Annotated in this window: 17 protein-coding genes; all 17 read right to left on the bottom strand. The window is 42.4% G+C overall.

The window, feature by feature from the left end; translation table 11 throughout:
* Positions 1–91: 91 nt before the first annotated feature.
* Entirely contained in the window at positions 92–826 is a 735-nt protein-coding gene (trmD, locus tag NSQ64_RS08815) for a tRNA (guanosine(37)-N1)-methyltransferase TrmD (RefSeq protein WP_007499635.1), read from the bottom strand.
* On the bottom strand, positions 823–1,347 hold the full coding sequence (gene rimM / locus NSQ64_RS08810) for a ribosome maturation factor RimM (protein WP_008344836.1): 525 nt from the start codon (positions 1,345–1,347) through the stop codon (positions 823–825). Before rimM ends, trmD begins: the two co-directional genes overlap by 4 nt.
* An 8-nt stretch (positions 1,348–1,355) precedes the next feature.
* Entirely contained in the window at positions 1,356–1,742 is a 387-nt protein-coding gene (locus tag NSQ64_RS08805) for a YlqD family protein (RefSeq protein ID WP_341016034.1), read from the bottom strand.
* Between the two features lie 103 nt (positions 1,743–1,845).
* Positions 1,846–2,091, bottom strand: coding sequence for a KH domain-containing protein (locus NSQ64_RS08800; RefSeq protein WP_012009937.1), 246 nt, complete (start codon positions 2,089–2,091; stop codon positions 1,846–1,848).
* The gene (gene rpsP, locus NSQ64_RS08795; protein WP_003212139.1) at positions 2,091–2,363 is read right to left on the bottom strand and encodes a 30S ribosomal protein S16; all 273 of its coding nucleotides are present in this window, start codon (positions 2,361–2,363) and stop codon (positions 2,091–2,093) included. Before rpsP ends, NSQ64_RS08800 begins: the two co-directional genes overlap by 1 nt.
* Before the next feature lie 105 nt (positions 2,364–2,468).
* Complete coding sequence (gene ffh, locus NSQ64_RS08790) at positions 2,469–3,812, bottom strand: signal recognition particle protein (protein ID WP_008344842.1); 1,344 nt, start codon at positions 3,810–3,812, stop codon at positions 2,469–2,471.
* A gap of 13 nt (positions 3,813–3,825) precedes the next feature.
* Positions 3,826–4,158 carry a putative DNA-binding protein gene (locus NSQ64_RS08785; protein WP_008344844.1) on the bottom strand — a complete coding sequence of 111 codons (333 nt, stop codon included), beginning with the start codon at positions 4,156–4,158 and terminating at the stop codon, positions 3,826–3,828.
* A 141-nt stretch (positions 4,159–4,299) separates the two neighbouring features.
* Entirely contained in the window at positions 4,300–5,286 is a 987-nt protein-coding gene (gene ftsY / locus NSQ64_RS08780) for a signal recognition particle-docking protein FtsY (protein WP_017359097.1), read from the bottom strand.
* 21 nt (positions 5,287–5,307) lie between these two features.
* Positions 5,308–8,868 (bottom strand): chromosome segregation protein SMC, encoded by a 3,561-nt coding sequence (gene smc / locus NSQ64_RS08775; RefSeq protein ID WP_274660266.1) that lies wholly within the window; start codon positions 8,866–8,868, stop codon positions 5,308–5,310.
* 105 nt (positions 8,869–8,973) lie between these two features.
* Entirely contained in the window at positions 8,974–9,717 is a 744-nt protein-coding gene (gene rnc / locus NSQ64_RS08770; RefSeq protein ID WP_017367233.1) for a ribonuclease III, read from the bottom strand.
* A 184-nt stretch (positions 9,718–9,901) separates the two neighbouring features.
* Positions 9,902–10,135, bottom strand: a complete 234-nt coding sequence (gene acpP / locus NSQ64_RS08765; protein WP_003212028.1) for an acyl carrier protein — start codon at positions 10,133–10,135, stop codon at positions 9,902–9,904.
* Positions 10,136–10,216: 81 nt separating this feature from the next.
* Positions 10,217–10,960, bottom strand: coding sequence for a 3-oxoacyl-[acyl-carrier-protein] reductase (gene fabG, locus NSQ64_RS08760; protein WP_168948692.1), 744 nt, complete (start codon positions 10,958–10,960; stop codon positions 10,217–10,219).
* Positions 10,960–11,904, bottom strand: coding sequence for an ACP S-malonyltransferase (gene fabD / locus NSQ64_RS08755; protein WP_341016026.1), 945 nt, complete (start codon positions 11,902–11,904; stop codon positions 10,960–10,962). Before fabD ends, fabG begins: the two co-directional genes overlap by 1 nt.
* Before the next feature lie 15 nt (positions 11,905–11,919).
* Positions 11,920–12,918, bottom strand: a complete 999-nt coding sequence (gene plsX / locus NSQ64_RS08750; RefSeq protein WP_017359101.1) for a phosphate acyltransferase PlsX — start codon at positions 12,916–12,918, stop codon at positions 11,920–11,922.
* 15 nt (positions 12,919–12,933) lie between these two features.
* The gene (gene fapR, locus NSQ64_RS08745; RefSeq protein WP_008344859.1) at positions 12,934–13,500 is read right to left on the bottom strand and encodes a transcription factor FapR; all 567 of its coding nucleotides are present in this window, start codon (positions 13,498–13,500) and stop codon (positions 12,934–12,936) included.
* A 112-nt stretch (positions 13,501–13,612) separates the two neighbouring features.
* Complete coding sequence (gene recG / locus NSQ64_RS08740) at positions 13,613–15,661, bottom strand: ATP-dependent DNA helicase RecG (RefSeq protein ID WP_008344861.1); 2,049 nt, start codon at positions 15,659–15,661, stop codon at positions 13,613–13,615.
* A complete protein-coding gene (sdaAA, locus tag NSQ64_RS08735) occupies positions 15,639–16,541 on the bottom strand; it encodes an L-serine ammonia-lyase, iron-sulfur-dependent, subunit alpha (RefSeq protein ID WP_008354543.1) in 903 nt (300 codons plus the stop codon). Before sdaAA ends, recG begins: the two co-directional genes overlap by 23 nt.
* Positions 16,542–16,544 lie beyond the last annotated feature (3 nt).

Here is a 16,544-nt window from a genome sequence, read left to right as displayed (position 1 = left end):
GCAGCGGAACATCGTTTTCAAACTTGAATCGGCAAGCCGTCCAAGTCACAAGTAGTATCATACCACACCTGTATACCTTGTGCAATACAATCTAGTCATTATGAAGCTGCCAAAGCCATCTTTTTTCTTCATCCGTTAATGTTTTGCAAGAATCGATCAAATCTGGCCGTCTTGTATAGGTTCGCTTCAACGATTCTTTACGCCGCCACTCTTCAATTTTGGCATGATTTCCAGAGAGAAGCACATCTGGTACTTTCAATCCTTTATAATCAGCTGGTCTTGTATAGTGCGGATGCTCAAGCAGACCTGTACTAAATGAATCTTCGATATGAGACGCTTCTTTTCCAAGCACATGAGGCAAAAGCCTGACCACACTGTCTGCAATCATCATCGCCGGCAGCTCTCCGCCTGTGAGAACGAAATCCCCGATTGAGATTTCATCTGTGACAAGATGCTCCCTGATGCGCTCATCGTAGCCTTCATAGTGGCCGCAAATGAACATAAGATGCTCTTCTTTTGCAAGCTCTTCTGCTTTCTTTTGTGTATATCTTTCTCCTTGAGGACAGACAAGAATAATGCGGGGCTTCTTGTTTGCTTTTTTCGTTAAATCTTCTACCGCATCAAATACAGGCTGTGCTTTCAGAACCATGCCAGCACCGCCGCCATACGGATAGTCATCCACTGTTTTATGTTTATGATCGGAATACTCCCTAAAATTCACGACATCAAATGAGACCGCATCTTTTTCCTGAGCTTTTTTTAAGATCGATGAGTGAAGCACTCCTTCAAACATTTCAGGAAACAGTGTTAAAAAGTCAATTTTCATTCGTCAATGAGTCCTTCCATCACTTCAATGTGTACTTTCTTGGATGAAATATCAACTGTTTTGACGACAGATGGAATATAAGGGATGAGGGCATCTTTTTTGCCTTTTCTTCCAACCACCCATACATCATTTGCCCCTGGCGTTAAAACTTCTTTGATTTGACCAATCAGTTTGTCCTCTTCATCATATACTTCACAGCCGATGATTTCGTGGAAATAGAATTCCCCTTCATCTAATGAACCAAGATGTTCTTTTTCTACTTTTAAAATCGACTCTTTTAATTGCTCAGCTTCATTTAATGAACCGACTTCTTCAAATGTCAGTAAATCAAATTGTTTGTGCTGTCTATGTGATGCGACAGTCACTTTTAGCGGTTCTTTTTGATTTTGTTTGAAAATATAAAGGACGCTGCCTTTTTTGTAGCGTTCTTCTGGGAAATCAGTCTTTGACACAACACGTACTTCTCCGCGCACTCCATGTGTATTGACGATCTTTCCGACATTCAACCATTCTAGCTCCATGTTCTCAATCACCCCTGACGTATTTCCACAATAGTGCCGTCTTTCACGACGATGACATTGTCTTGCATTTTGTCATCCCATTTTTCACCTATTTTTACTTCAATCAGCGCATCCACTTCTGTTTCTTTCATTTCACTGCCAAGAGGCAAGATATGCAGCTGCTCGACTTGAAAATCAATTTGCCTCATTTTCTCTTGTCTTTTTTCAATGGCTTTTTGAAATTGAGGGATGGCTTCTTGCTGATGTGGTTCTTTTTCATGCTTTTTTAGTTGAAAATATAGTTGATTGCACTCACGTTCTAGTCTTTCTTTTTTCTCCAAAAAAGTCGTTAACAGTTTGTCCTTACTGCTTTCAGTTAATACTTGCATGACGGTGACATGTTGAATGATCTGCATCTTCCTTTTTGTCCCCCTATCCGAAGGCATTTGTCCTCTACAGTATAACGAAAAATAGATTTAAACGTGTAAAAAAAGGGGAGGTCCTAAGCCCTCTCCCTTTTTAGTCAGCAATCTCAAGTTGAACTTTCTTAGAAGACTCTGCACTTGCTGCAAACATGACTGTTCGTATCGCTTTAGCTGTACGTCCCTGCTTTCCGATCACTTTTCCGGTATCTTCAGCATTGACAGACAGTGTGTAAATGACCTGCTCATCTTTTTCTAATGAAGATACGTGAATATCTTCAGGGAAATCAACAAGTGGCTCGACGATGGACACAATCAATTCTTCCAAGGACAGCTCATTCATTATTTGCTGTTTTTCGCATTATGAAATTTTTCAAGAATTCCTTGGCTTGAGAAAAGGTTACGAACTGTATCAGATGGTTTCGCACCATTTTGAAGCCATTTAAGCGCTAATTCTTCGTTGATTTTCACCTCAGCTGGTGATAACACTGGATTGTATGTTCCAACTGTTTCGATGAAACGACCGTCACGTGGTGAACGAGAATCTGCTACAACAATACGATAGAAAGGAGATCTTTTTGATCCCATACGTTTTAAACGAATTTTTACTGCCATTTTACTAGCACCTCCGAAAATATTTCAACAAGATAGTATATTAACAATGATAAAAGGGTTTGTAAAGTGTTTTTTCTTAACAACGGTTTTATCATGTATAACCAATTACATAAATGGTAATTTAAAGCCGCCTTTTTTCTTTCCTTTGGACATATTGGTCATTTGCTTCATCATCTTTTTCATTTCGTCAAATTGTTTTAAAAGGCGATTGACTTCCTGTACAGATGTTCCGCTTCCTTTTGCAATCCGTTTTCTTCGGCTTGCATTGATGACCTCTGGCTGTTCTTTTTCTTCGGTCGTCATTGATTTAATGATCGCTTCGATGTGATTGAGCTGCTTTTCGTCTACTTGGACGTTTTTGAGCCCTTTCATTTTACCGGCTCCCGGCATCATTTGGATCAGTTCATCAAGTGGACCCATGTTGCGAACCTGCCCAAGCTGCTCGAGGAAATCATCGAGCGTGAAGCTCATTGTCCGCATTTTTTGTTCAAGCTCTTTCGCTTTATCTTGGTCAACGTTTGCTTGTGCTTTTTCAATAAGCGTGAGCACATCTCCCATGCCAAGAATTCTCGATGCCATCCGCTCTGGATGGAATGGTTCAATTGCATCAAGCTTTTCACCTAGTGCGGCGAATTTAATTGGCGTATTTGTGACTGCACGAATTGATAGTGCTGCCCCGCCTCGCGTATCACCGTCTAGTTTTGTCAGAACGACACCTGTTAAACCAAGCTGTTCATTAAAGCTTTTTGCGACATTGACAGCATCTTGACCAGTCATCGAGTCAACAACGAGGAAAATCTCTTCTGGATTTGCGACTTCTTTTACTTTCTGAAGTTCATCCATTAAGTCTTCATCAATATGAAGACGTCCTGCTGTATCTAAAATGACATAATCATGATGTTCTTCTTTCGCTTTTTCAATTGCCTGTTTGGCAATTTCGACAGGACTAACTTGATCACCTAATGAGAATACGGGCATATCAAGCTGTTTCCCAAGCGTTTGAAGCTGCTGGATCGCTGCTGGTCTGTAAATATCAGCGGCCACCATCATCGGCTTGCGATTATGTTTTTTGCGAAGTAAGTTGGCAAGCTTTCCAGTTGTGGTCGTTTTACCTGCCCCTTGAAGACCAACCATCATAATGACAGTTGGAGATTTTTTCGCTACAGCGATTTTACTCTCTTCCCCGCCCATTAATTCAGTGAGTTCTTCTTTTACAACTTTAATGACCTGTTGTCCTGGGGTAAGACTTTGCATGACCTCTTGTCCAACTGCCCGCTCGCTTACTTTTTTCACAAAGTCTTTGACTACTTTAAAATTGACGTCAGCTTCAAGAAGGGCAAGGCGTACCTCGCGCATCATTTCTTTTACATCTTGCTCTGACACTTTTCCTTTGCCGCGGATTTTTGAAATCGTCTGCTGCAGTCGGTCGGCTAATCCTTCAAATGCCATACTGTGCCGCCTCCTAATCTAATTTCTCAAGCGATTCAATTAAAGCTTCTGCTTCTTCCTTTTGCGCGGAATCTGCTACAAGCTCTCTCATTTTTGTGAGAAGTTCTTTACGCTCTTTAAATTTCTTAAACAAGAGCAGCTTTTCTTCATATTGTTCAAGCATCGCTTCAGTCCGTTTAATATTATCATAAACAGCCTGTCTTGATACTTCATATTCATCCGCAATTTCACCGAGGGAAAAATCGTCTAGGTAGTAAAGCGACATGTAGCTCTTTTGTTTTGCGGTCAACAACGATTGATAGAAATCAAACAAGTAGTTCATTCTCGTTGTCTTTTCAAGCGTCATGGGCTCTCTCCCCTTTGTTAAGTTCATTCCCTTTACAACAACTAAGTTTACACGGTTCTGATCTATGTGTCAAGTTTTTATCTTGTCACTTCCTGCGGCGATATTTAAATAAAAAAGCCGGCAGTTTTGCCGGCTTTTTGATTAGTCTTCTTGATCAATCATGTCTGAGAATAATCCGTACACATACGATTCAGCATCGAACTCTTGCAGATCGTCTACTTTTTCACCTAATCCGACAAGTTTTACAGGGATGTTGAGCTCATTGCGAATGGCAAGAACAATCCCGCCTTTTGCAGTACCGTCAAGCTTTGTTAAAGCGATACCTGTCACGTTTGTCGCTTTAGAAAATTCCTTCGCTTGCGCCATCGCATTTTGACCTGTTGTCGCATCAAGGGCAAGCAGTACTTCGTGCGGTGCATCGGGCACTTCGCGTTCAATGACTCTCTTGACCTTCTCTAGCTCTTTCATCAAGTTGACTTTGTTTTGCAGTCTGCCTGCTGTATCACAGATCAAGACATCTGCTTTTTTGGCTTTAGCTGATTGAACGGCATCATAGATGACCGCTGCCGGGTCAGAGCCTGCTGTTTGTTTAACGACAGGAACACCAGAGCGCTCGCCCCATACTTCAAGCTGCTCAATCGCCCCCGCACGGAACGTATCACCTGCTGCTAAAATGACGGATTTCCCTTCATTTTTTAGCTTGTTTGCCAGCTTACCAATGGTTGTGGTTTTACCGACACCGTTCACGCCTACGAATAAAATAATATTTAAACGGCCGTCTTCAATGTTCAGTTCAGAAATTTGTTCCTCACCACTATTGTAAATCTCCACGAGTTTTTCAGAGATGACTGCTTGTACTTCACTTGGGTCTTGAATGTTTCTTAATTTCACTTCTTTTTTCAGCTCATCAATCAGTTCCATCACAGTCGTGAAACCAACATCCGCACCGATTAACACTTCTTCTAGTTCTTCAAAAAAGTCTTCATCCACTTTACGATAGCGAGAAATGAGTTCATTTACTTTTCCCTGAAATGAATTTCTCGTTTTTTCAAGTCCATCTTTAAACTTTTCTGATACTGAATCGGTTTGCTGCGTAAATTTTTCTTTTAATTTCTTAAAAAAGCTCATTGGTTCAAAAACCTCCTTTAATTACTGGACAAGCTCTTTCGTTTCCTCTAGTTTGACAGATACCAGTTTTGAGACACCTGACTCCTGCATCGTGACACCGTACAGAACATCTGCTTCTTCCATGGTTCCTTTTCGGTGTGTAATCACAATGAACTGTGTTTCTTGGCTGTATTTCTTTAAATACTGGGCAAAGCGGAACACATTCGCTTCATCAAGTGCCGCTTCTACCTCATCTAGCACACAGAATGGAACTGGTCTCACTTTTAAGATCGAGAATAATAAAGCGATGGCTGTTAATGCTCTTTCTCCGCCTGAAAGTAGGCTTAGATTTTGCAGCTTTTTCCCCGGCGGCTGCGCCACAATATCGACACCTGAGTTTAGTAAATCGTTTGGATCTGTCAACTTAAGGTCTGCTCTTCCTCCGCCAAATAATGCTTGGAAAACAGATTCAAAATGCCCGCGGATTTGAGAGAATGTCTCAGAGAAACGTTTCGTCATCTCCTGATCCATTTCTTCAATGACTTGGAATAACGTATTTTTCGCTTCTGTCAGATCATTGCGTTGTTCAGTTAAGAAGAGAAAACGTTCATTCACACGTTCATACTCGTCAATGCTGCCTAAGTTCACTGTTCCAAGCTCTTCAATGGCTAGTTTGATCAATTTCACGCGTTTTCTTGCTTCATCCGGCGATAGCGTCAGATGATACATTTCTTTTGCTCCTTCAAACGAAAGGGCATACTCTTCGTTTAAATAGGCGATGAGGTTATCAAGTTCAACTTCCATGCGGCCAAGCTTGATTTCTTCATCTTTTAAGCTTGTCGTGAGCTGTTTATACAGGCGTTTTTGCTCTTTCAGTTCACGTTCAGCGAATTCTAATGTTTCAGAAAGAGCCAGGCGCTGTTTGCGTCGCTCTGAGATAAGCGCTGTCGTTTTGTTTTTATGTTCCAGTTTCTCTTTTGCCGCTTCTTCCAGTTGTTCGGCGCCGCTTGAGCTGGATGACATTTCACTTGTTAAGAGGGACAAATCTTCTTTTGTTTCCGTCAGCGTCTTTTCAGCCTCTTCTAATTCAGCCGTTAAGCTCGAAAGTTTTTCTTGTTCATTTGCTAAAGACTGCTCTTTTTTGGCAAGCGAGATTTTCAGCTCTGTTAATTCGGAAGAAATGGTTTCTTTCGTTGAGCTTTGGGTCTGCTTCCGTTTTGTTAACGTGTTGATCTCTTCGTCAAGAGAGGTCAGTTTCTCACCTATAGATGTTTCAAGGGCTGCCTGCTCTTTATCCTTGCTCGCAAGTTCGCTAGAGCGTTGCTGCAACTCTGCTTTTTCTTGATCATAGAGCTCTAGATGAGCGTTAATATTTTTTTCAGCTACTTGCAGTTCATATAATGTCCCTTTTAACTCTTGCTGCTTTTCTCGAAGCATTTCGCCGCGCTGACGCAATTCATTTAATTGGACTTCGCTTTCGGCAATCGATTGCTTCGTTTCTTTTGTTTCTTTTTCAAGGATCGTTGTTTTTTCTTCCATTTCAACGAGCTGCTTTGTTAATGTTTCAATCTCTCGGTTTCTGGACAGGAGAGAATTGTTCTTTTTCTTTACGCCTCCCCCAGTCATTGAACCGCCTGGGTTCACCACGTCCCCATCAAGGGTCACGATACGATAACGATGTCCTAGCATTTTCGCTAGCTCGTTGGCACCTTTTAAGTCTTGAACAATCAGGACCGTTCCAAGCAAATTCCGAATGACTTTTTCATACTTTTCGTCAAAGGAAACGAGCTGACTCGCCACGCCGATAAATGCGTCATGCTGCTCAGCTGTTTGAATATCTCTGAACTGAATGGTTCGTTCTTTGATGACGTTCATCGGCAGGAAGGTCGCACGCCCAAAGGAATGCTGCTTTAAGTATCCAATGGCCTGTCTGGCAGCCGCTTCATTTTCAGTAACGACATGCTGCGTGGCTGCGCCAAGTGCAATTTCAATCGCTGTTTCATGTTGCTGCTCTGTTTGAATCAGCTCTGCAATCGCCCCGTGAATACCACCTAACCGATCCTTTGCCTTTAAAACCTCTTTCACTCCTTGGAAAAATCCTGAGAAGTCTTCCTGCATGGATTCAAGCATTTCTTTTTTAGATTTTGCCTGCTGTACATATTGATAGGCTTGGTAAAGAGCCGTTTCTTTTTTCTCGTATTGACGTTTCATCTGCTCTAGCTTTTGTTCCGCTTCTCTAAAGCGTTTCACCTGAGCCAAAATGTCTTCTTCTCGTTCTGAAAGTTGCTTCTCGGCTTCTGTTTTCTTTTCCTTCACAGATACCCGTTCTTCGATATGTTTCTGATTATTTTGCGTTAACCGCTCTAGCTGCAAGGCTGCTTGGCGCTGCTGTTCTTCTAGTAATTTACGTTCGTTTCGGATAGAAGCTTGCTCGTTTAATAGGTCAAAATAATCGCTTTTCAGCTGTTCAATTTGCCCTTCCACATCTTCACTATGAAGAGACAGCTGATGCTGTTTTGTTTTCACTTCATCTTTTAGCTGCTGCACTTCTGTTTGCAGGCTGTCACGTGTGACTTTCTGCTGTTCAATCTTTTCCGTTAACAACGCCTGTTTTTCGGTTAAACGCACGAGCGTGTCTTCTAGCTGCCCTTGGTTAGCGGCCGCATTTTTTTTCCGTTCTTTTAGAACTTCTTTTTTCCCTTCAAGCTTTTCTAGTTCTTCACTTGTGAAAAGGAGGACTTCTTGGAGGTCATGAATCGAATCGTCAAGCGCCTGAATACGGTCTCTCGATTCTTCGATTTTGGCTTCCTTCGCTTGAATGTCTGTGGACTGCTTCATTTCATCTTGTTTGAACCGCTCGACAGCTTCACCAAGTGTTGTCCATTTTTTGTGCAGTGCTTCAATATCATGGACGGTGAGAGCAATTTCTACATTTTCAAGTTCTTCTTTCTTTTGCAGATAGTCTTTTGCAATAGATGCCTGCATTCTTAGTGGTTCTACTTGATCTTCTAGTTCATGCAGAATATCTTCTACCCGGTTTAAGTTGTCCTGCGTTTCAAACAGTTTATTCTCGGCTTTTTTCTTTCTTGTTTTATATTTCAGGACACCAGCTGCTTCTTCAAAGATGCTACGTCTTTCTTCAGCTTTACTCGATAGAATCTCTTCTACCTTACCTTGGCTGATGATCGAAAAAGCTTCTTTTCCAAGACCTGAATCCATGAAAAGATCAATAATATCCTTTAAGCGGACAGATTGATTGTTAATGAGAAATTCACTTTCTCCAGAACGATAGACTCTTCTTGTCACACTGACTTCGTGAAAATCGATCGGCAAAAAGTGATCTTCGTTATCGAGCGTTAATGTCACTTCTGCTAAGTTGACTCGTTTTCTTGAGTCACTTCCTGCAAAAATGATGTCTTCCATTTTTCCTCCGCGGAGGCTTTTTGCTGATTGCTCTCCAAGTACCCAGCGGATCGCATCAGTAATATTACTTTTGCCGCTTCCGTTTGGTCCAACAACAGCTGTAACCCCTTTGACAAAGTCTACAGTCACCCGCTGTGCGAAAGATTTGAATCCTATCACGTCTAAACGTTTGAGGAACATGAGAGTGATCCTCCTTATGTATTTAAAGTACTATTATCTTACCATATGAACTGAAAAAAGATGATGGAAAACAGAGTGAAATCCCCCTGAATCACGAGGGGGATTTTATTGGTTCATATGATGTTTCTGTAATTTAGCAAGTGCTTCCTGTGCAGCATGCTGTTCTGCTTCTTTTTTTGAACGGCCATTTCCAATTCCGAGCACTTCTCCTCTAAGGGATACATTGGCTTCAAATTCCCGGTTATGTGCTGGGCCTTTTTCATGCAGGATTCGGTATTCAAGTACACCTTTTCCATCTCGCTGAACAAATTCTTGAAGCTGGCTTTTAAAGTCCATGACATGTGAGAATGCCCCGTCATTAATTTTCGGGTACACATAGGCTTCTAGGAATCGTTCAACAGGCTCAAGTCCTTGATCTAAATAAAGCGCTCCGATAAACGCCTCAAATACATCTGCTAAGAGTGCCGGACGCTTTCTGCCGCCTGTCATTTCTTCCCCTTTTCCTAAAAGAACAAGGTCTCCGAAGGACAGCTCATGTGCTAATGACACAAGTGATGGCTCACATACGATCGCCGCTCTCAATTTTGTTAAATCTCCCTCGCTCATGGCTGGATACTTTGCAAATAAGAACTGTGAGATCGTCAATTCTAAAACAGCGTCCCCTAAAAATTCAAGTCTTTCATTATCCTCATAAGGTTTTTTCCGATGCTCATTCACATAAGAGGAATGTGTAAAGGCTTGATAGAGTAGTTTTTCATTTTTAAAGTGTACAGAAATGCGCTGCTGAAATTCTCTGAATTGCTCTAGTTTTTTGCTCTGTTTCTGTTTGTCTTTATAGTGTTTTGGCATAGCAACCTCCAGGTAGGCGTCATCGCCTTTAAGGATACTGATTATATGGAGTCTCTCTTTCTACATGCAAGGAAACCGTGCTCCTTAGCATCTGAAAAAGGCTGACAATTGATCAGCTGAATATGTTGAAACTAACATAAATTTTCAAAGTCCCGCCATGAAAATAGACGGGACTTTGTTACGCTTATTGCTGGCTATTTATGTAGTTCACAGCGTCACCGACTGTTGCAATTTTTTCAGCATCTTCGTCAGAAATTTCCATATCGAACTCATCTTCAAGTTCCATAACTAGCTCAACTACATCAAGGGAATCAGCGCCTAAATCTTCTTTAAATGAAGCTTCCATTTTCACGTCAGCCTCATCAACGCCAAGGCGGTCTACAATAATTTTTGATACACGCTCTAATACGTCTGCCATTGCCTTTCACCTCCCCTCAAAGTATTATAGTTGATTCGTTTTTAAAAAACTAGAGAAAACGTAACGAAATTTTGATATTTCTTAGGACATAACCATTCCGCCATCTACTTGGATGGTTTGGCCTGTAATATAACCTGCTCCTTCTGAAGCTAAAAAGACAACAACGTTGCTTATATCTTCAGGCGCACCAAAGCGTGCGAGCGGGATTTGCTTAAGCATTTCTGTTTGAACATTCTCATCAAGCTTGTCAGTCATATCAGTAGAAATAAAGCCTGGTGCTACGGCATTGACTGTAATATGACGGCTTGCCAGCTCTTTCGCTGTTGTTTTCGTTAAACCGATCACACCTGCTTTTGCTGCAACATAGTTTGCTTGTCCAGGGTTTCCGCAAACGCCGACAACAGATGCTACATTGATGATTCTTCCGCTGCGCTGTTTCATCATTTGACGTGTCACAGCTTTTGTACAGTTGAAGACACCTTTTAAGTTTATGTTAATGACATCATCCCATTCATTTTCTTTCATTCTCATGAGCAGGTTGTCCTTTGTAATTCCAGCATTATTCACAAGAATGTCGATTGAACCAAATGTATCAACGGCTTGTTTCATTAATGCCTGTACTTCTTCTGCATTTGACACATCCGCTTTGACAGAAAAAGCCTGCTGGCCAAGTGCTTTGATCTCATCTACGACTTCATTTGCTTTTGCTTCGTTGCCTGAATAGTTCACCACAACATTGGCACCTTTTTTCGCCAAATCGATCGCAATCGAACGACCAATACCGCGAGATGCACCTGTGACAACGGCTGTTTTATTTGTAAGCATCAAGAATCCCCCTTGAGTGTTTGAATGGCTGCTTCAATTGTTTCTTGATCTGATACGGAAATGGTCGTCAGGCGGCGATTGACTTTTTTCACAAGACCTGAGAGCACTTTACCAGGACCAATTTCAATAAATGTTGTCACGCCTAAGTCAATCAGGCGTTCTACACTTTCTTCAAATCGAACAGGAGAATACAATTGTTCAATCAGCTTCGTTTCAATTTCATTACGTGATGTCACGATGTCTGCTGTTACGTTTGAAATCACTGGCGTCGCGGCATCAGAAATGTCTAATTTAGATAATACATCTGTGAATTTTTCAGCTGCTGGTTTCATTAATGCAGAATGGAAAGGTCCACTCACTTCAAGTGGAATTGCACGTTTTGCGCCCTTTTCTTTCGCTTTCTCTGATGCAAGTTCCACACCTTTTGCTGTACCAGAGATGACGATTTGGCCCGGACAGTTTAAGTTCGCAAGTTCTACAAGATGACCGCTTTCTGTCACTTCTTTTGTCACTTCTACAAGTGCTGCTTGCTCTAAGCCAAGAATCGCCGCCATTGCGCCTTCTCCTGCTGGAACGGCTTCATTCATTAATTCGCCGCGCTTTCTCACTGCGAAAACGGCATCTTTAAACGAAAGAGCTCCCGCTGCAACAAGGGCTGTATATTCACCCAGGCTGTGCCCTGCTGCATAATCTGCTTTGATTCCGCTCTCTTCAAATTTCTTTAAGATCGCGATGCTTGTCGTTAAAAGAGCTGGCTGTGCATTATATGTCAGCGTCAGTTCTTCTGCATCTCCTTCAAAAATCATTGAAGATAAATCAAAACCAAGGGTCTGATCTGCTTCTTCAAACACAGCTTTAGATGCTGCTTCTTGGTCAAATAAATCTTTTCCCATGCCAATTTTTTGAGAGCCTTGGCCTGGGAATAAAAAAGCAATTTTACTCATGCTGCTCTACCTCCATTACGACTCATTCGTGTCTTCTTTTTGAACTTCTTGATGAATGATAGCTGAAACGTCTTTTTTAACGATGTCGCGCGCCTGACGAATGGCATGAAAAATCGCATTTTCATCAGAGGAACCATGCGCTTTAATAACGGGTGCTTTCAAACCAAATAATGCGGCACCACCATATTCGGAGTAATCCATTTTAGATTTCATCTGCATTAATTTTGGCTTCATCATACCTGCTGCTATTTTAGCTGTGAAGCTGGATGTTAAGGTTTCTTTCAGCATTTTAAAAACAGAAAGGGCTGTGCCTTCGATCGTTTTAAGGGCGATATTCCCCGTGAAACCATCTGTGACAACGACATCAGCTACACCCTCTAATAAATCACGCGATTCTACATTTCCTACGAAATTCAAATCTGATGCTTTTAATAATTCAAAGGTTTTTTTCGTTAAATCGTTGCCTTTTTTATCTTCTGTCCCGACATTTAAAAGTCCAACGCGTGGATTGCTCTTCGGGAAGACATGCTCTGCGTAAATAGATCCCATCATGGCATATTGCACAAGATGCTCTGGCTTTGCATCAACGTTTGCGCCGACATCCAATAATAAGAACCCGCTGCCATCAAGTGTTGGCAACGTCGGAGCAAGTGCTGGTCTGTCAATGCCATCAATTCTGCCTACGATAAATAGGCCTGCTGTCATGAGTGCCCCAGTATTTCCAGCTGAAATACAGGCATCTGCTCTTCCTTCTGAAACTTCCTGCGCCATTTTCACCATAGAAGAATCCTTTTTACGTCTCACTGCACGCACTGGTTCATCCGTTGGTTCAATGACTTCTTTTGCATCTAAGATCGTGATGCGTTCATGATTTGTTATGTATGATTTGATCTTGCTTTCATCGCCGACTAGTGTAATCTCGATATCTGAAAATGCTTCTAAGCTTTTTTGCACACCGTCAATAATGGCTTTAGGGGCATGATCTCCCCCCATTGCATCGACTGCAATTCTCATGTTATGTGCCACCTTTTACTTTTGTTTTGAGCGATACATGACGAAATCGCCTGAGAAGACAACTTCCTCACCTACATAGCTGTTTACTTCAACTACCGTTCTGCCTTTTTCTTTATCATGTGAGGCAACTTTGGCTTTTGAGACGACTCTTTCGCCTTGTTTGACCTGCCTTGTAAACTTAATATTTGCTTTTGCTGTCAAAGCCAGTTCATCGTCGATGACGGCTACTGCCAGCGAATTTGCCTGGGCAAAAAGATGATGTCCCCTGGCAATTTGGTTACGGCTGAATACATGCTCTTTTCTTACTTCAAAAATGGAAATCGCTTGATCATCAAGCTCTACATCAATCATTTCTCCAATAACTTCATCCAGCGGAAGAGACTTCACTTCATCCTCTAATGTCTTTTCGGCCACGTGCTTAATTCGTTCGCGTAATTCAGGGATTGACAGCTCCAAACGGTCAAGACGAACTGTTTGAATGCTTACACCGAACTTACTTGCCAATTCTTCATCAGTAATGAACGGAGTCGAGCTGATCGTTTGCTGGAGAAGCCTTTGTCGTTCTTTTTTATTTAGTTTCATATGCAGACACCATCCGTACATTTATGACTAGGTACTAATAGTAGTATATAATCTCATAGATGATAAATCAATCCTTGTTTCAAAAAGACAAGAAAATTCCTCCAGCACTTGATCAGCTCAATTTATCTCCGCCAAGCACACCGCTGTCTACGAGTGTTTGCCTAAGTTCTTTGTATTCAGGGTCTGTCCAAAAGGCTTCAGACTGCACGAGCTCTGCCGCATCTTTTCTAGCGGTTTCAAGCGCTCTATAGTCATGAACCATATCTGCCACTTTAAATTCAGGCATTCCGCTTTGTTTCTTGCCAAAGAAGTCGCCAGGGCCTCTTAGTTCTAAGTCCTTTTCAGACAGTTCAAAGCCATCTGTTGTTTCAGACATGATCCGCATGCGCTCTTTACCGGTCTCTGATTTAGGGTCCGCCATTAAAATACAAAAAGATTGATGCTCTCCGCGTCCGACCCGGCCTCTTAACTGATGAAGCTGTGACAGTCCAAAACGGTCCGCATCATAAATGACCATGATGGTCGCATTTGGCACGTTGACTCCAACTTCAACAACTGTCGTTGACACAAGGATTTGCACTTCATTGGAAGTGAAATCTCTCATCACTTGATCTTTTTCATCACTTGCAAGTTTCCCGTGCATTAAGCCGATCGACCATTTTCCGCGATACGCCTCTGTCAGCATGCTGTGAACATCAATCGCATTTTGGACATCCAGTTTGTCTGATTCTTCTATAAGTGGACAAATAATATACGCTTGTCTGCCTTTTCTCAGCTCTTTATCAACAAAAGCAAGAATCCGCTCAAGCATGTCATGCTTCACCCAATACGTTTCAATCTGCTTTCGGCCGGCTGGCAGCTCATCAATGACAGAGACGTCCATTTCTCCAAATACTGTGATGGCAAGCGTTCTTGGAATCGGCGTTGCGGTCATAAACAAAACATCTGGGTCCTGCCCTTTGCTTCGCAGTTTTTTCCGCTGTTCCACGCCGAACCTGTGCTGTTCATCTGTAATAACAAGACCAAGCTGCTGAAATTCCACTTCGTCCTGGATAAGGGCATGCGTGCCGACTAAAATATCAATATCTCCCTCTTTCAGACGTTCAAGCAGTTCTCTGCGGCGCTTTCCTTTCACTGAACTCGTCAAAAGAGCAATATTTAGCCCCCATTTTTCAAATAGCTGATACAGTGAATCGGCATGCTGTTCAGCCAAGATTTCAGTTGGCACCATCAGCGCACCTTGAAAGCCGGATAAATGGGCGGCATAAAGGGCAATTGCCGCTACAGCTGTTTTCCCCGATCCAACATCACCTTGAAGAAGCCGGTTCATCCGGTACGGGGATGCCATATCTGACATAATTTCATCCAGCACTCTTGATTGTGCTTTTGTCAGCGGGAACGGCAGGCTATGAACAAACTCAAAGACCGCCTCTTTTGAGAACGGATGCTGGATGCCTGATGTTTTTTCTCGTTCTTTTTTTCTGATCGCCTGCATTTTCAGCTGGAAGATGAGAAATTCCTCGTACACGAAGCGTCGTCTTGCTTGCTTGAGCGAGTCTCTCGTTTCAGGGAGATGAATGGTTTTTAGTGCTTCTTGATAAGACATGAGTTTATAAGCAGCTACAAGCTGCTTTGGCAGTGGATCTTCTGCATGGTCTACATAGAGTGACAACGCTTGTTTTACAAATCGTCTCATCATTTTCACGGTTACATTTTCTTTGACCGAATAAACAGGTTCTATACTGCCATCTTGTTCGTGTGTTCCTTTTTTAAATTCCTGAACCATAATGGATTGCCGGTTTTTATCCCACTTGCCTGTGACGGATACCGTATCGCCTAAAGCAAGACTTCTTTTTAAATAGGGGCGATTGAAGCATATGGCTGTAATCAAAAAACGACCGACAAGCAGCCTGAATGTCAGCCTGCTTCGTTTTTTTCCATAATAGGTGAGAACGGGCTCACTGTGCACTTTTCCTTCAACTGTGACACGTTCGTCATGCCTGACTTCTTCTAAGTTGCGAAGCTCATAGTCGTCATATCGATAAGGAAAGTAGCCGAGTAAATCGGCTACTGTGTAGATTCCAAGTTCATTTAGGGTTTTTTCTGTTTCTTCTCCAATCCCTTTCAAGGCAGAGATCTTATCTTGCAGTTTCTGTATCACGAGATGAGGTCACACCTCCGAAAATCTTCTTTTCAAGCTCCCTTGCTGTCGGTGTTGCAGCAAGTCCGCCTTGTGCAGTCTCACGAAGAGCGGTTGGCATCGTTTGACCAATTTTGTACATCGCATCAATGACTTCATCACAAGGGATGCGGCTTGTAATGCCGGCAAGTGCCATATCTGCTGCAATCATCGCATTAGAAGCGCCCATTGCGTTTCGTTTCACACATGGCACTTCCACAAGTCCTGCGACTGGATCGCAAACAAGACCTAGCATATTTTTTAGGGTGATGGCCATGGCTTCAGCGGATTGCTGCGGCGTACCGCCTGCCATTTCTACAATGGCTGCTGCTGCCATACCTGATGCAGATCCTACTTCTGCCTGACAGCCGCCTGCTGCACCAGAGATACTTGCGTTATTGGCGACAACAAAACCAAATGCACCAGATGTAAATAGGAATCTGACCATTTGTTCCTTTGTTGGCTTTAATGTTTCTTTCACCGCAAAGAGCGTTCCTGGCACAACACCTGCTGAGCCAGCTGTAGGCGTTGCACAGATCGTTCCCATTGCTGCGTTCACTTCATTTGTTGCCACTGCCTTACTGACAGCATCTAAAATGGTATGACCAGACAATGTTTTGCCTGATGCGATATATGCTTGAAGTTTCACCGCATCCCCGCCTGTTAAACCAGATAATGATTTCACACCTTTCAGTCCGTTTTCAACGGCCTGTTCCATCACTTCTAGGTTGCGGTACATCTGCGAGAAAATGTCTTCACGTGACTTCCCTGTCACTTCCATTTCTTGAGTAATCATAATTTCTGAAATGGAGGTATTCCGTTCTTCTGTTAGCTGCACGAGTTCTTTGACGTTTTTAAACATCAT

This window comes from Bacillus sp. FSL W8-0183, assembly GCF_038006825.1.
GTDB classification, from domain to species: domain Bacteria; phylum Bacillota; class Bacilli; order Bacillales; family Bacillaceae; genus Bacillus; species Bacillus altitudinis.
Note: the sequence above shows the minus strand (reverse complement) of the source record. Positions and strands in the feature narration are given on the sequence as shown.

What these genes read in the sequence shown, in the direction of transcription:
- smc (WP_274660266.1), bottom strand. Translation starts at nt 8,868, where the DNA reads ATGTTCCTCAAACGTTTAGACGTGATAGGATTCAAATCTTTCGCACAG.
- plsX (WP_017359101.1), bottom strand. Translation starts at nt 12,918, where the DNA reads ATGAGAATTGCAGTCGATGCAATGGGGGGAGATCATGCCCCTAAAGCC.
- rnc (WP_017367233.1), bottom strand. Translation starts at nt 9,717, where the DNA reads ATGCCAAAACACTATAAAGACAAACAGAAACAGAGCAAAAAACTAGAG.
- trmD (WP_007499635.1), bottom strand. Translation starts at nt 826, where the DNA reads ATGAAAATTGACTTTTTAACACTGTTTCCTGAAATGTTTGAAGGAGTG.
- acpP (WP_003212028.1), bottom strand. Translation starts at nt 10,135, where the DNA reads ATGGCAGACGTATTAGAGCGTGTATCAAAAATTATTGTAGACCGCCTT.
- NSQ64_RS08785 (WP_008344844.1), bottom strand. Translation starts at nt 4,158, where the DNA reads ATGACGCTTGAAAAGACAACGAGAATGAACTACTTGTTTGATTTCTAT.
- ftsY (WP_017359097.1), bottom strand. Translation starts at nt 5,286, where the DNA reads ATGAGCTTTTTTAAGAAATTAAAAGAAAAATTTACGCAGCAAACCGAT.
- fapR (WP_008344859.1), bottom strand. Translation starts at nt 13,500, where the DNA reads ATGAAACTAAATAAAAAAGAACGACAAAGGCTTCTCCAGCAAACGATC.
- sdaAA (WP_008354543.1), bottom strand. Translation starts at nt 16,541, where the DNA reads ATGTTTAAAAACGTCAAAGAACTCGTGCAGCTAACAGAAGAACGGAAT.
- ffh (WP_008344842.1), bottom strand. Translation starts at nt 3,812, where the DNA reads ATGGCATTTGAAGGATTAGCCGACCGACTGCAGCAGACGATTTCAAAA.
- fabG (WP_168948692.1), bottom strand. Translation starts at nt 10,960, where the DNA reads ATGCTTACAAATAAAACAGCCGTTGTCACAGGTGCATCTCGCGGTATT.
- NSQ64_RS08805 (WP_341016034.1), bottom strand. Translation starts at nt 1,742, where the DNA reads ATGCAGATCATTCAACATGTCACCGTCATGCAAGTATTAACTGAAAGC.
- rimM (WP_008344836.1), bottom strand. Translation starts at nt 1,347, where the DNA reads ATGGAGCTAGAATGGTTGAATGTCGGAAAGATCGTCAATACACATGGA.
- fabD (WP_341016026.1), bottom strand. Translation starts at nt 11,904, where the DNA reads ATGAGTAAAATTGCTTTTTTATTCCCAGGCCAAGGCTCTCAAAAAATT.
- rpsP (WP_003212139.1), bottom strand. Translation starts at nt 2,363, where the DNA reads ATGGCAGTAAAAATTCGTTTAAAACGTATGGGATCAAAAAGATCTCCT.
- NSQ64_RS08800 (WP_012009937.1), bottom strand. Translation starts at nt 2,091, where the DNA reads ATGAATGAGCTGTCCTTGGAAGAATTGATTGTGTCCATCGTCGAGCCA.